The organism is Sphingomonas sp. CFBP 8765, from assembly GCF_014841445.1.
In the GTDB taxonomy this organism is placed as follows: Bacteria; Pseudomonadota; Alphaproteobacteria; order Sphingomonadales; family Sphingomonadaceae; genus Sphingomonas; species Sphingomonas aerolata.
In genome coordinates, this window is sequence record NZ_JACYTY010000005.1 from 245,240 (window position 1) to 258,837 (window position 13,598).

Consider the following 13,598-nt stretch of genomic DNA (forward strand, 5'->3'; position numbering starts at 1 on the left):
GCGTCATGATCATCGCCTCGACGCACGACTTTCGCGAGGCCGCCCGACGGCGGCTGCCGCGCTTCCTGTTCGATTATGCGGATGGCGGTGCCTATGCGGAGCAGACGCTGCGGCGCAATGTCGACGACCTTGCCGACATTGCGCTGCGCCAGCGCGTGCTGCGCGACGTCGCCGACATCGATCTGACGACGTCGCTGTTCGGGCGGACGATGGCGCTGCCCGTTGCGCTCGGCCCGGTCGGGATCAGCGGCATGTATCATCGGCGCGGCGAAACCCAGGCAGCCCGTGCCGCGACCAACGCGGGCGTGCCCTTCTGCCTGTCGACGGTTTCGATCTGTCCCTTGTCGGAGGTGAAGCAGGCGAGCGGCACGGGCGCGTTGTGGTTCCAGCTCTACGTCATCCGCGACCGGGCGTTCATGCGCGACCTGATCGCCACGGCGAAACGGATCGGCGCGGAAGCGCTCGTCTTCACCGTCGACATGCCGGTCCCGGGCGCGCGGTACCGCGACGCGCATTCCGGCATGTCCGGCGCGGGTGCGCCCCTGAAGCGCGTCCTGCAGGCGATGGGCCGGCCCGGCTGGGCGTGGGACGTCGGGTTGCGCGGGCGGCCGCACAAGCTCGGCAACCTCGAACCCGTGCTCGGCAGCAACAGCGGGCTCAACGACTATATGGGCTGGCTCGGTGCGAACTTCGATCCGTCGATCGGCTGGGCCGATCTCGAATGGATCCGCTCGGCCTGGGATGGGCCGCTGATCATCAAGGGGATCCTCGACGTCGAGGATGCGCGCGAGGCGGTGAAGATCGGCGCGGACGGCATTATCGTCTCGAACCATGGCGGCCGGCAGCTCGACGGCGTGCTGTCGACTGCACGCGCACTGCCGGCGATCGCGGACGCGGTCCGCGGCCAGGTCACGGTGCTGGCGGACTCCGGCGTACGGTCGGGGCTAGACGTCGTGCGGATGCTTGCACTCGGCGCGGAGGGCGTGCTGCTCGGCCGCGCCTGGGTCTATGCGCTGGCCGCGCGGGGCGAGGCCGGGGTCGACCTGCTGTTGACGCTGATCGAACGCGAGATGCGCGTCGCGATGGCGCTGACGGGCGTCCGCCGGATCGCCGATATCGATCGGACCATCCTGGCCTAGGATTGCGGACGACCGCGCTACCCAAGCCCCGCGTTACACGGACCGCGCCGCCTGCCACGCTGCGACGAGAGCGCGGGCGCGGGTGCCGACGACGGCGGCGGTGTCGCCCGGCTTGTAGAGCGCGCCACCGACGCCGATCCCCTCGGCACCCGCCGCCAGCCAATCGGCGAGATTGTCCGCCCCGGTGCCGCCGACCGCCCAGACGCGGACAGTCTTCGGCAGGATCTCGCGCACCGCCTTCAGATAGGCGGGCCCGAACGCGACCGCGGGGAACAGCTTCAGGCGTCGTGCACCCGCGGCGATCGCCTGGAACGCCTCGGTCGGCGTGGCGAACCCGGGCATGGGCTCGAGCCCGAGTTCGACGCCGCGGGCGATGACGGCGGGGTTCGTGTTGGGCGTCACCATGATCGTACCGCCGGTCGCGGCCAGCGCCTCGACCGCAGCGATGTCGAGCACCGTCCCCCCGCCGATCGCGGCCCGATCGCCGAACGCTTGCTGCAGCATGCGGATGCTCGTCGCCGGGTCTGGCGAGTTGAACGGCACCTCGATCAGGCGGATGCCGGCGTCGACCAGAGCCTCGCCGATCGCCAGCACCTCGTCGGGTGCCACACCGCGCAGGATGGCGACGATGGGCGCAGTGCCCGATGCGAGCAGATCATCGACGGTCATGGTGTCTCCAGCAAGGCAAGGCCGGCAAGCGCACAGGCTTCGCCGGTATGAACGGTAGCGCCGAGGCCGCGCGCCGCGAGCACCCGGTTGTAGCGGTCGGCGAGCGCCGGATCACCGATCAGTGTGATGGTGCCAGTGGCCGCGGGCAGGATCTCGGCGATCTCGGCACCGATGACCAGCCCGGACAGGAACCCCAGCGCCCAGCGGCCGCTGGCGCCCGTGCGCAGTTGCGCTGCCCGCGTCTCGAACAGCGCGCCGAGCAGATGCCCGCCCTCCGAGATGCGGTCGAGGCCCGCACCGAAACCGATGGCTTCATCCTCGGGCGCGCCATCATCCGCCGCCGCACGCGTCAACGTCGAATGCCGCCGCAGCAGCGCGAACAGCTCGCCCGTCACGAACGTCTGGAACCCGGTCACCCGGCCATCCTCGACGGTCGCCCATTTGCTGTGCGTACCGGGCAGCGCGATCAGATGACGTCCGGCCGCAAGACCGGGCACAAGCGCCATCGCACCGAAGATCTGCGTTTCCTCGCCGCGCATCACATCGGGTGCGCCAGCCCCGCGCGTGCAGGCAAGCCCCGCGCCGATCGTGACGGGGATCCGGTCGACCATCGCACGCGCCGATCCCGCCGCCCAGATCGCCGGATCCGCAGGACAGTCGACATAGGGAATCTCGATCCAGCCGTTACGCGACCCCACCATGCCGCAGAGATGGATCGCGCGCGGATCCGATATCACGCGCCAGCGTGCGAGCGCGGTGCGCAGCACCTGCTTGGGCGTCTGGTCGCCAAGGTCCCCGATACCGGGCCCCGCCGCGCGATCGACGACCGCACCGTCCTCGATCCGGTAGAGCCGCAGGTTGCTCGTGCCCCAGTCGCCAGCGACGGTATAGCTCATCGACCGCGCCTGAGGTGGCTGAGGGCGAATGGCGAACCCGTTGCGATCACCCGATCGGGCGAAATCAAACGCTTTTCCAGAACCGGGCTCCCGTTCGCAGCCGACGCTGATCCGCGCGACGCCTATTACTAATCCTATAATTATGTGCGACGAAGAAGCAATTGCCTCGCTGTTCTCGCAATGGACCGGCCTGGCCCACGTTCAATTCGGCCTGACGTACCTGATCTGCAACGAGAATGACCGACAGGGGAGGAAGACATGGGCAAGCTATTGCTGGCCGCGCTCGCGGCGACGACGAGTGTGCTAGGCGTCGGCACCGCCGATGCCCGCCCGCGCTGGACCGAGGCGCAGGCCAGGGCCTGGTACGCGAGGCAGCCCTGGCTGGTGGGCGCGAACTACACCCCCGCCTCCGCGATCAACCAGCTCGAAATGTGGCAGGCGGCGACCTGGGATCCCAAGCGGATCGATCACGAACTCGGCCTCGCCCAAGGGATCGGGATGAACACGATGCGCGTGTTCCTCCACGACCAGCTCTGGGTCCAGGATCCCGAAGGCTTCAAGCGCCGCATCGACGCGTTCCTGACGATCGCGCAGGCGCACGGCATCCGCCCGCTGTTCGTGCTGTTCGACAGCTGCTGGGATCCCGATCCGAAGCTCGGGCCACAGCATCCGCCGATTCCCGGCGTCCACAATTCGGGCTGGGTGCAGGGTCCGGGCCTGCCGGGGTTGCGCGACCGGAGCCGCTACCCCGCGTACAAGGCCTATGTGCAGGGGATCGTCGGGGCGTTCGCGAAAGACGATCGCATCCTGGGCTGGGACGTCTGGAACGAACCCGACAATGGCGCCGATCAGTATAAGGGCCAGGAGGGCAAGGAACCGCTCGTCCGCGCGCTTCTGGCGCAGGCGTTCGACTGGGCGCGCGATGCCGACCCGTCACAGCCGCTGACGTCGGGCGTGTGGCAGCATGACGACTGGACCCCGACCGGTGGCAAGCTGTCGCCGATGGAGACGCTCCAGCTCGGCCAGTCCGACGTCATCAGCTTACACGACTACAGCTGGCCAGAGACGTTCGAGGCGCGCGTGCGTCAGCTGCTGCCGTACAACCGGCCGATCCTGTGCACCGAATATATGGCGCGCGGCAACGGATCGACGTTCGACGGCTCGCTGCCGATCGCCAAGCGCTACAATGTCGCGATGATGAACTGGGGGTTCGTCGATGGAAAGACGCAGACGCGGCTGCCCTTGGACAGCTGGAAGAAGCCCTATGTGCTGGAGGAGCCGACGATCTGGTTCCACGAGGTCTTCCGCACCGACGGCACGCCGTATCGCAAGGCGGAGACCGACCTGATCCGCCGGCTGAGCGCGGCACCAAAGACCGTGGTTCCCGGCGAACCCGGCGCACATTGGCGCTGACGCCGATCGGGTCTCAGGGCAGCGACGACGCCGCGCGACCCCAGTCGTTCGGCGTGCAACCCAGATCGAGCTCGAGCGTCCCGCCCTGCAGGATCGCGGCCTGCGACACGAACGGCGTGTCGAGCGGTCGCCCGTTGAGCTGCGCCGCGCGGATATAGCGCGTCCCCGTCCCCTGTCCGCGCGCGACTATGGTGAACGTCCGACCGCTCTCGAGCGTGATCCGGCTCCGCGGCTGGTGTGGCGCGTGAAGATAATAGAGGTCGCTGCCGAGCTTCGGGAACAGACCGAGGCGGTTGAACACGTAATGCGAACTCATCGCGCCGCTGTCTTCGTCGCCGGGATAGGCGTCCGCGGTAAACCGCCGGAAGACGATATCGGCATATTTGCTCGCCAGATCGGGCCGGCCGACCTCGCTGAACAGCCAGGGCGTCGAGAAGGACGGCTCGTTGGTGAAGTCGATCAGCCCCGCATCGAACGCATGCTGCAACCGCCGCGTGAACGCCGCGCGCCCGCCCATGATCGCGACCATGCCCGGAACGTCGTGGACCGCGGCATAGGAGTAGATCCAGCCCGTCCCCTCGTAAAAGCCGAAATTGTCGTGCGTCTTGCCGTCCCAGCCGCGCTTGGGATCGTTCGGCTGGAAACGTCCGTCGGCAAAGCGTGGCCCCACGAACCCGGTATAGCCGTCGCTCGCCGCGCGCGGATCCCAGACGTTGCGCCAGTTCCGCGCGCGCGTCTCGAGCAGCGCGGCTTCGGCCGCATGCCCCGTGCCTGCCGCGACCTTCGCCGCGTAATAGTCGTTGAGCGCCATGCCCATCGTCGCCGACCCCGAGCGTGACCGCTGCGGCGTCCCCTCGGGGCTGCGATCGTCGACCGCGAAATAGCCGTCGACCAGATAGCGCGGCCGGCGCCGCTCGAACGCGTTGAACAGGACGACGTCCGCCGCCTTCTTCCAGTCGACGCCGGGGACACCGCGCAGGAACCCCTCGCCGAGCACATTGTCGACCTCGTCGCCCGCTTGGCCGACATGGAAATTGCGCCCGGCGATGAACGCGGTATCCGCCGCGCCATAGCGTTCCCACGTCCGCACGAACGATCCGATCACGCCCGCATAGGCCTTGGGCCGGATCAGCGACATCAGCGGGAAGAGCGTGTGATACGTGTCCCACAGCGTATAGTGATCGTCATAGAGCGGCGACGCGCGCTCGCTGTCCGCTTGGTCCTGCGTCCGGTCGCGTGGCTGGATGACGCTGTGGTAGAGCGCGGTGTAGAAGCGCCGCCGGTCCGCCGGGCCGGCCCCGTCAATCGTGATCCGCCCGAGCGCGTCGTTCCACGCCTTGCCCGCCGCGCTGCGAACCGCGGCCATGTCCCAGCCGGGCAGGTCCTGTGCGAGCAGCGCTTCGGCGCGCGCCGCGCTGGCGAAGGAAACCGCGATCTTCATCGTCACGGGCTCGCGACCCGCGCTGCCGAACGTCCACCAGGCGCGCAGCGGCTGGTCGGCGGGCGCGCTCGCGCGCGTCGCGCCGGGGGTGCGGACGTTGGCGCGTTCGACTCCCCAGGCGGTCGGCTTCGCGTCGACCCTGGCGACGAACCAAATATCGACCTCCGCGGGCGACCAGTAATGCCGGGTGCGGACGCGGCCGACGATCTTGCCCTGCTCGGGAAATAGCGTCACCTCGGATCCCGCGGTGCCGAGCTCGCCCATGATCTTGCGCGTCACGTCGAACAGCAGATGCGCGTCGCCGCTGTCCGGAAAGGTGAAGCGGTACAGCGCAGCATGGTGCGCGGGCGCGATCTCGACGTCGGTGTCATAGCGCGCGAGCGTCACGCGGTAGCCGTCCGCCCGCGCGCGTTCGTCGCGCTTGGGCGAGAGATGCTCCGCCTCGGTCGTCGCGAGCGGCCCCGTCTGCGGCGAGACGAGGAACGTGCCATAGCTCGGCACCCCGCCCGACCCCTGCGTATGCAGCTGCGCGAACCCGCTCAGCGGTGCGGCGCGGTCATAGCCTGCATTGCTGGTCGCCGCGGTGATCGTGTTCGGGCTGGGGTGGATCGACCCCGCGGGCAGCGTCGGCCCCGGGATCGTGTCGCCCTCGTCGTCGTCCCCGGTACCGATCAGGGGATCGACATAGTCGCTGAGCGGCAGGGGATCGCGACCCGGCCCCGGTGCGGCTGGTGCGGCCGCCGCAAGCGCCACGCCGATGCCGATCGCGCGCAGCACTGTGCAGGCCGCCGCGCCGCGGCGCGCCGTCATCGCTTCGCCGGAGTCGCACGCGCCTCCGCGGTCAGCACGAGTTCGGCGGCGAGCAGCGCGCCCTCCTGATCCTGCGCGACCGACGTGCGTTCGACCAGGTCGGTCACGAACTGCGGTCCGAACGGCAGCGGCACCTTCGAGCAATCGAGATAGCGCGTGCCCTTCTTGTCCGCGATCAGCAGGTGGTTGCCGCCCGGACGTCCCGCGATGTCGACGTATTTGCGGAGCTCGATATAGCCCTCGGTGCCGAGGATGAAGAGGCGGCCGTCGCCCCAGGTCGACAGGCCGTCGGGCGTGAACCAGTCGACGCGGACATAGCCCGCACCGCCATCGCCGCTCAGCATCATGTCGCCGAAATCCTCGAACTTGGGATGCGCGGGATTGCCGAAATTGCCCGTCTGCGACGCGAGCACCTGCGCGCGCTTGCTGCCCGTCAGATAGACGAACTGGTCCGCCTGGTGGCTGCCGACATCGGTCAGAATGCCGCCGTTGCGCGCCGGGTCCCAGAACCAGTCGGGACGGCTCGGTGCGGACAGGCGGTGCGGCGCGAGGTTGATCGTCTGGATCACGCGCCCGATCGCGCCGTCATGGACGAGCTGCCCCGCCATCACCGCGGCGGGCACCTCGAGCCGCTCGGAATACATGATCGCGAACTTGCGTCCCGTCTCGCGGATCGCGCGGCGGACATCGGCGAGCTGCTTGAGCGTCACGACCGCGGCCTTGTCGCTCAGATAATCCTTGCCGGCGCGCATCACGCGGATGCCCAGCGGCGCGCGCAGCACGGGGATCGCTGCGCTGCACACCAGCTTGATCGCGCGGTCGTCGAGGATCTCCTGCTCGGACCGTGCCAGCTTGATGTCGCCATAGCGTTTGCGGAACATCGCGATCTGCTTGGGATCGGTCGCGTAGAAGGCGGTCAGCACGCCGCCGCCGCGGATCACCGCGTCGGTGATGCCATAGATATGGTTGTGGTCCATCCCGATCACCGCGAACGGCACGCGGTATTTGGCTTCGGGCGCGGGCTTGGCCACCGCCCCCTCGGTCGGCGCGTCGCCGCGCGTGGCGGATTGCGCGAACGCGTCGGCAGCGAAGCCCGCGGCCAGTCCGGCGGTCAGTCCGAGCCCGAGAAGTCCCCGGCGGTTGGTGTCGCTCACAGCTCTATCCCCTTTCAGATCGCGACCAGGTTCGTCGGCCAGGTCATTGCTTGGTTGCTGTCCATCGCCTGCTCGCCGAGCAGCGACGCGACGCTCGCCTGATAGGCCTGGCGCAACAGGCCGGGCAGCGGCTTGCCCGCGCGCACCGCCTCGCCAAAGCCCTCGAACTGCAGCATCGTCTCGTCATATTCGCCCCAGCCAAGCGACTCGCCGGGTGTCGTCACGGGCAGCTCGGGGAACCAGGTCGCGCCGCCGATCGGCACCGTGCGCTTGTGGCCGCGCGCGACGTCCTTGTGCATCCGCTGCAACGCCAGAACCTTGGCAGGCACTTCCTGATAGATGCGTCCCAGCTCGGGCTCGATCGTCCCCTTGCTGCCCTGGATCTGCTCCTCGCAGCCATAACGCGCATTGTTGAGCAGCGAGGTGTAGATCAGTTTCCGCCCGCCGCTATATTCGTAGATCAGCGCGACATGGTCATAGACCTCGCGGCCGTCCTTCCAGAAACAGATGCTGCCCGACCCGATCACCCGCGTCGGCACCGCGTCGAGAAACCAGTTACCGACCTGAAGCTGATGCGTCGCGAGCTCGGTCATCAGCCCTGCCGACCGGTCGCGGTACAGCCGCCAGTTGATCTGCCGGTCGTTCGCATCGGCAGGCACCGCGCGGCGCCAGGCATTGTTGCGGTGCCAGCTCGCGCGGATCTGTGTCAGCGTGCCGATCTCGCCCGCGCGCGCGCGCTTCAGTGCGTTGAGGTAGGTCGGGTGGAACATCCGCTGATGCCCGATCTGAAGGATCTTGCCCGCCGCCTTGGCGTGCGTGATCATCGCGCCGCAATCGGCGATCGTCCGCGCCATCGCCTTTTCGCACCAGACGTGCAGCCCGGCGTCGAACGCGTCGAAGCAGAGCTTCGCATGCGTGTCGAGCGGCGTCGCGATGACCACCGCGTCGATCCCGCGCGCATCGAGCATCGCGCGGTGATCGGCAAAGCGCCGCGCGGTCGGCGCCCATTGCTGCGCCTTGACGAGGTTCGGCGCATAGCTGTCGCAGATCGCGACGACCGTGCAGTTGCGCGACTTGGCGATGTTCTGGATCAGCGCGCGGCCGCGGTCGCCCGTGCCGATCACGCCCAGCCGCACCGGGTTCGACTTGACCGGCTCGGCGCCCGCCGCGGCGGAGGCTGCGGACACCGCCCAGGGTGCGGCGGCCGCCATCCCCGCGCCCGCCGTCGCCGTCAGCACGCGATCGATGAACGATCGCCGCGAGAGGTCGAAATCCTTGTCGGTCATGCCGCTTGCATCCTTGCTGTGTCGTCGGTCGGCGCCGCCGCCTTGGAAAGATCGTACAGGAACCGCCGCGCCGGCGCCGCGTCGAGCAGGCGTCGCGCGCGTGCCGCATCGGCGACGAGCAGCGCGGTGCTCATCGCCTCCGCTATGCCGCCGCTGCGATCGATCGCCACGGTACAGCGCGCCGCGGTCACGATCCCGCCATCGGTGGGGCGGATCATCGCCGCGCGCTCGGGCGCCTGCGTGCCGGCGCCGACCGTCGTCGAGATCGAGAGCGCCTCGTCGACTAGCTCGACCTCGACCAGCACCGCGTCAGTGCACGACGGATCGGGGATCGCGAACGGCCACCCGCCGCCCAGCGGATGCTCCCCGATCACCGCGATCGAGCTTTCACCCGCGGACAGGCACGCGCAGACGACGCCCGCCTTGCGCAGCGCGGCGCTCGCGCGGTCGAGTGCGAAGCCCTTGCCGAATCCGCCGAAATCGAGCGCGAGCGGCCGGGTCGCGGCGATCCGCGCGGTGCTGCGGTCGAACACGAGATCGCCCCAGCCCGCCCCGGCGAACCGCCGATCGGCGGCCGGATCGAACAGGCCTAGGGTCAGCGCATGCGCCTCGTCGATCGCGACCAGCGCGTCGATCAATACCGGATCGTCGATCGCGACGCCGTGCCCAGCGAGCAGTTCGTCGTTGAGCGCGGTCGTCGGCGACGGCCGGTGGATCGTCAGCGCGTCGTCGACGCTTTCGATCGCGCGCCGCGCCGCGACCATCACATCCGCAGACCCTGAACCGAAGACGTGAAGCTCGATCCGCGTCCCCATCGCGACGAAGCGCTCGACCCGCGCGGCGATACCCACGTCAGGCCTTGACCTCCCAGCCAGGTTCATAGGCGACCGACCACAGCTTCATCGCCTCGGCACTGCTCGGCCTGCCGGTCGCGGGATCGACGGTCAGCACGCTGTTGGTGCGATAGGCCATGTTGCCCAGATGGCAGAGAGTCGTGCTGATATGCCCCTCGGTGATCGGCGAGTTGAGCGTGGTGGCCTTGCCGCGGATCACATCGACGAAATTGTTCGCGTGATAGACGTCGAGCACCCCCTCGCCGACCGTGCCGGTCGTCTCCGACGTCGCCTTGGCCATTACCTGCCGGATCGACTTGCCCGCCAGATCATAGAGTTCGAACCCGTTGCGATCGACCACCGCCGACCCCTTTGTCCCGAGCAGCAGCACGCCGCGGCCGCGGCCATAAGTCTGCATCGCGTTGCAGCTCTGCCCGTTCCAGCGGATCACGCGGTCCTTGTCGTAATTCAGGTCGAGCGACAGCGAGTCGTACATCTCCCAGTCGTCGCCCGCGTGGAAGCGCTTGGCCCCCTTCGCCTCGACCTTCGTCGGATAGGTCAGGCCCATCAGCCAGCGCGCGATATCGAGTTCGTGCATTGCGTTGTTGCACAGCTCGCCCGTTCCATATTGCCAGAACCAGTGCCAGTTATACGGCACCAGGTTCGACCGGTACGCCGCACGCGGGCGCGGGCCCTGCCACATGTCCCAGTCGAGCGTCGCGGGCGGTGCGACCTGCTGCCCCTTGCCGATCGATCCGCGATTATTGGCGTACCAGGTCTGCGCCTCGTACACGTCGCCCAGCTCGCCCGCCTGGACCAGCGCGAGCAGCTGCCGCGTCTCGGGGCTCGACCGCTGCTGGTTGCCGACCTGCAGCTGGCGCCCGGTGTTCTTCTGCGCGGCGATCATCGCCTCGCCCTCGGCGGGCGCGATGCCGATCGGCTTCTCGCAATAGACGTGATGGCCCGACTTCATCCCGTCGACCGCCAGCTTGGCGTGCCAGTGATCGGGCGTCGCGACGGTGATGATGTCGATCGCCTTGTTGTCGAGCAGCTTTCGATAATCGCCTTCGGTCCGCGGCGCGGCATGGCCCTTCGCGGCAAAGGCCGCCGCGCGCTTGGCCAGCACCGCCGAGTCGACGTCGCAGAAATGCGTGACCTCGACGTTCGGGACCTTGGTGAACGCGCTCATATGCGCCTGGCCGCGGCTGTTCACGCCGACGATCGCGACGCTGAGCCGGTCGTTCGCGCCCTTGATCCGTGCATAGCTGCGCGCGGTCATCGCCATGCCGAGCGTCGCGCCCGCGCCCTTTATCAGCGTCCGACGGTCCATCGCTTGATCCCCCTTAGAGTGTACGCAGCTTGATCGACCGGAACTCGACCCGGTCGCCATGATCCTGCAGCAGGATCGGCCCCTGCACGGCGTCGCCGAACCCGGCGATCCCGGCATATTTGCTTTGTGCCACCAGCGCGCGGAACGCCGGCGACCCGCGGTCATATTCGACCATCTTGAAGCCGTTCAGCCAGTGCTCGACACGCGCGCCGCGCACCACGATCACCGCCCGGTTCCATTCGCCCGGCGGATTGATCCGCTTGCCCGGGCTTGCCGGGTCGGACAGGTTCTTCGCCGCGATCAGATCGTAGAGCGAGCCGAGCGTCCGGTTGCCGTCGCGACCCATCTTCGCATCGGGATGCCGCGCATCGTCGAGCAGCTGATATTCCAGCCCGAGCGCCTCGCCCTTGCGCTTCAGCAGGCCGGCATCGACGAAATACTTGATCCCGCTGTTCGCGCCGGGTGCCAGCTTGAAATCGACCGAGAGCTCGAAATCGCGATATTCGCGCGTCGTGACGATGTCGCCGCCGCCGCCGTCTACGCGCAGCACGCCCCCCGCCATCGTCCAGCCCGTCGTTGGAAACACTGTCCCCTTCGCGCCGCGCCAGCCGGCACCGGTCTTGCCGTCCCACAGCAGTTTCCAGCCTTCGCGCTGCTCCTCTGCGGACAGCTTATTGCTCAGCCAGCCCTGCTGCGGCAGCGCGGTCGCGGGCATCGCGTAGCGCGCCGGCGCATCGGTGATCACGCGGACGTTGCGGAACCGCACCTCGGGATGCCGCGCGGCGTCCGCGTCGGGGATCGCATGGACCTGGAACGCGATGAACCCGCGCGCATCGACATCGTCGACGGTATCGGTCGCGGGCACGCCGTTGATCCAGCTGCGCAACCGCGTGCCGATCGCCTCGACACGGTAGTGGTTCCAGTCGCCCGAGCGGAAGGTCTGCCGCGCGGGCGCGTTGCGGCCGAGCGTATACAGCCATTGCCGGCGCTGTTCGTCATACATGCCCGCGCTCCACGCACGGGCCGACGGATCGATCTCGACCTGATAGCCGTGCACGACGCCGCTGCGATAATCGGGCCGGCTCTGTCCGCGGATCATCATCCCCGAATTGAGCGCAGGGTCGGTCTTCGCATCGAACTCGACGATGAAGTCGCCATACTGCGCCTCGGACACGAGCCAGCTATTGGTCTTGCCGGGCTCGGCGCGCCCGATCAGCTCGCCATTCTCGAACGCGTAGGTCGCGTTGCCGCCGGTCGCGCGCCAGCCGGCCAGCCCCGCGCGCGGGGTCACGTCGCGCCACGGTGCTTTTGCCTGATCTGTGGAGGATTGAGACGCAGGGGCCGCGTCGACCGACGGCAGCAGCAGCAACGGTGCGGCCGCCAAGGTCAGAATTGCGAGTGCTCGAACCATTCGCCTCCCCTTTTCTCTTTTCTGCGAGCACGGGCTGGGCAGCCCTATCCGGACAGGTCCGGTCGTCTCGCATCGTTTCACCGCCGACATGTCGCTGCCGTACGTCTCTCCAAAACCGACCCTAATTTGTGGTCGGGCCACATGCAAACAGATTGTAAGGCATTTTATCGATGTTTCCGCTGGTTCGGGGCTTACCGGACTTGACGATGCCGGTGTCCGCGCGATGTAGGGGACGGCGCCGACGTTCAGGCTGCCGTCTATCGAACGAGGAATGCAATGCAGGACGCTGAAGGCGGCGGTAAACTCTACCGCAAGATCGTGCAGGCGATCATGACGGACATCGCGGACGGGGTATTCCAGGTCGGCGGTCGCCTGCCCGCCGAACGCGATCTGACGGAGCGGTTTCAGGTCAGTCGCCCGACGATCCGCGAGGCGATGATCGCACTCGAGATGAAGGGCATGGTCGAGGCCCGCAAGGGCTCGGGCGTGTTCGTGCTGGCATCGTCATCGAACGACTCGGAGCAGGAACTCGATATCGGCGCGTTCGAGATCACCGAGGCGCGTCGCCTGCTCGAAGGCGAAGTCGCCGCGGTCGCCGCGACCGAGATCACGGAGGAGCAGCTGGTCGAGCTACGCGGTCTGCTGGCGCAGATGGATCAGGACGACACGATCGCGGCAGAGGACGCGGATCGCCGGTTCCACATCGCGATCGCCGAGGCGACCGGCAATGCGGTGATCATCTCCGCGGTGGCCGACTTCTGGGACATGCGCTTCCGCTCGCCGCTCGCGCGCGAGGTCTTGGCGAAGGCGGGAAGCCTCGGCACGGAGAACCGCATGGCCGAGCACGGCCGGATCCTGACCGCGCTGGAGGCGCGCTCGCCGGTCGACGCGCGCAACGCGATGCGCGATCACCTTGCGCGTGTGATCGACCACCTGCTCGACGTCACCGAGACCGAAGCGGTCGAACGCGCGCGGGCCGCGACCGTCCAGCGCCGCCGTGCCCTGGCCCGTCGCTCGGTCTGACCCGCCCCGGCGTCTAGAGGTGCATGCTGTCAAATCGCGGCTACGGATGCGCCTCAAAATATTGGTCAAACTAATTGTCTGACCAAATGATTCCATATTGTCATATTTCTGTGGCCCTGATACCTGACGACCTACGCCGACCCTAGAAAACTGGGGCGGCAAAATGTCGGGCCGCGCCGACTCAGCGCGACCG

General features: G+C 68.1%; 11 protein-coding genes. 3 read left to right on the forward strand and 8 right to left on the reverse strand.

Annotated features, from left to right (window positions below):
* The first annotated feature begins 5 nt into the window (after positions 1-5).
* Positions 6-1,139 carry an FMN-dependent L-lactate dehydrogenase LldD gene (gene lldD, locus IFT87_RS14420; protein ID WP_192191005.1) on the forward strand — a complete coding sequence of 378 codons (1,134 nt, stop codon included), beginning with the start codon at positions 6-8 and terminating at the stop codon, positions 1,137-1,139.
* Positions 1,140-1,172: 33 nt separating this feature from the next.
* On the opposite strand, the gene IFT87_RS14425 is transcribed toward lldD, so the two are convergent.
* Positions 1,173-1,808: a 2-dehydro-3-deoxy-6-phosphogalactonate aldolase gene (locus tag IFT87_RS14425; protein WP_192191006.1), complete on the reverse strand. Its 636-nt coding sequence runs from the start codon at positions 1,806-1,808 to the stop codon at positions 1,173-1,175.
* Positions 1,805-2,704, reverse strand: a complete 900-nt coding sequence (locus tag IFT87_RS14430; RefSeq protein ID WP_037530028.1) for a 2-dehydro-3-deoxygalactonokinase — start codon at positions 2,702-2,704, stop codon at positions 1,805-1,807. Before IFT87_RS14430 ends, IFT87_RS14425 begins: the two co-directional genes overlap by 4 nt.
* A 258-nt stretch (positions 2,705-2,962) precedes the next feature.
* Between IFT87_RS14430 and IFT87_RS14435 the strand changes: the two genes are divergently transcribed.
* Positions 2,963-4,117 (forward strand): cellulase family glycosylhydrolase, encoded by a 1,155-nt coding sequence (locus IFT87_RS14435; protein ID WP_192191008.1) that lies wholly within the window; start codon positions 2,963-2,965, stop codon positions 4,115-4,117.
* Positions 4,118-4,130: 13 nt separating this feature from the next.
* Here IFT87_RS14435 and IFT87_RS14440 read toward each other — a convergent pair whose 3' ends face one another.
* The 6 genes from IFT87_RS14440 to IFT87_RS14465 are packed head-to-tail and all read right to left on the reverse strand — an operon-like array spanning position 4,131 to position 12,382.
* Complete coding sequence (locus IFT87_RS14440) at positions 4,131-6,368, reverse strand: GH92 family glycosyl hydrolase (protein WP_192191010.1); 2,238 nt, start codon at positions 6,366-6,368, stop codon at positions 4,131-4,133.
* Positions 6,365-7,522, reverse strand: a complete 1,158-nt coding sequence (locus IFT87_RS14445; protein ID WP_031440490.1) for a Gfo/Idh/MocA family protein — start codon at positions 7,520-7,522, stop codon at positions 6,365-6,367. Before IFT87_RS14445 ends, IFT87_RS14440 begins: the two co-directional genes overlap by 4 nt.
* A gap of 14 nt (positions 7,523-7,536) precedes the next feature.
* Positions 7,537-8,808: a Gfo/Idh/MocA family protein gene (locus tag IFT87_RS14450; protein WP_192191011.1), complete on the reverse strand. Its 1,272-nt coding sequence runs from the start codon at positions 8,806-8,808 to the stop codon at positions 7,537-7,539.
* Positions 8,805-9,659, reverse strand: coding sequence for an FAD:protein FMN transferase (locus IFT87_RS14455; RefSeq protein ID WP_042466612.1), 855 nt, complete (start codon positions 9,657-9,659; stop codon positions 8,805-8,807). The genes IFT87_RS14450 and IFT87_RS14455 overlap by 4 nt, the downstream gene beginning before the upstream one ends.
* A gap of 1 nt (position 9,660) precedes the next feature.
* Positions 9,661-10,971 carry a Gfo/Idh/MocA family protein gene (locus tag IFT87_RS14460; RefSeq protein WP_192191013.1) on the reverse strand — a complete coding sequence of 437 codons (1,311 nt, stop codon included), beginning with the start codon at positions 10,969-10,971 and terminating at the stop codon, positions 9,661-9,663.
* Between the two features lie 13 nt (positions 10,972-10,984).
* Positions 10,985-12,382 (reverse strand): 3-keto-disaccharide hydrolase, encoded by a 1,398-nt coding sequence (locus tag IFT87_RS14465; protein WP_081874157.1) that lies wholly within the window; start codon positions 12,380-12,382, stop codon positions 10,985-10,987.
* Positions 12,383-12,658: 276 nt separating this feature from the next.
* Here IFT87_RS14465 and IFT87_RS14470 point away from each other — a divergent pair, with 276 nt between their 5' ends.
* The gene (locus tag IFT87_RS14470; protein ID WP_031439703.1) at positions 12,659-13,405 is read left to right on the forward strand and encodes a FadR/GntR family transcriptional regulator; all 747 of its coding nucleotides are present in this window, start codon (positions 12,659-12,661) and stop codon (positions 13,403-13,405) included.
* Positions 13,406-13,598: the final 193 nt, after the last annotated feature.

Bases quoted from the DNA above. Each gene is read 5' to 3' on its own strand.
- lldD (WP_192191005.1), top strand. From the start codon at position 6: ATGATCATCGCCTCGACGCACGACTTTCGCGAGGCCGCCCGACGGCGG.
- IFT87_RS14425 (WP_192191006.1), bottom strand. From the start codon at position 1,808: ATGACCGTCGATGATCTGCTCGCATCGGGCACTGCGCCCATCGTCGCC.
- IFT87_RS14430 (WP_037530028.1), bottom strand. From the start codon at position 2,704: ATGAGCTATACCGTCGCTGGCGACTGGGGCACGAGCAACCTGCGGCTC.
- IFT87_RS14435 (WP_192191008.1), top strand. From the start codon at position 2,963: ATGGGCAAGCTATTGCTGGCCGCGCTCGCGGCGACGACGAGTGTGCTA.
- IFT87_RS14440 (WP_192191010.1), bottom strand. From the start codon at position 6,368: ATGACGGCGCGCCGCGGCGCGGCGGCCTGCACAGTGCTGCGCGCGATC.
- IFT87_RS14450 (WP_192191011.1), bottom strand. From the start codon at position 8,808: ATGACCGACAAGGATTTCGACCTCTCGCGGCGATCGTTCATCGATCGC.
- IFT87_RS14460 (WP_192191013.1), bottom strand. From the start codon at position 10,971: ATGGACCGTCGGACGCTGATAAAGGGCGCGGGCGCGACGCTCGGCATG.
- IFT87_RS14465 (WP_081874157.1), bottom strand. From the start codon at position 12,382: ATGGTTCGAGCACTCGCAATTCTGACCTTGGCGGCCGCACCGTTGCTG.
- IFT87_RS14470 (WP_031439703.1), top strand. From the start codon at position 12,659: ATGCAGGACGCTGAAGGCGGCGGTAAACTCTACCGCAAGATCGTGCAG.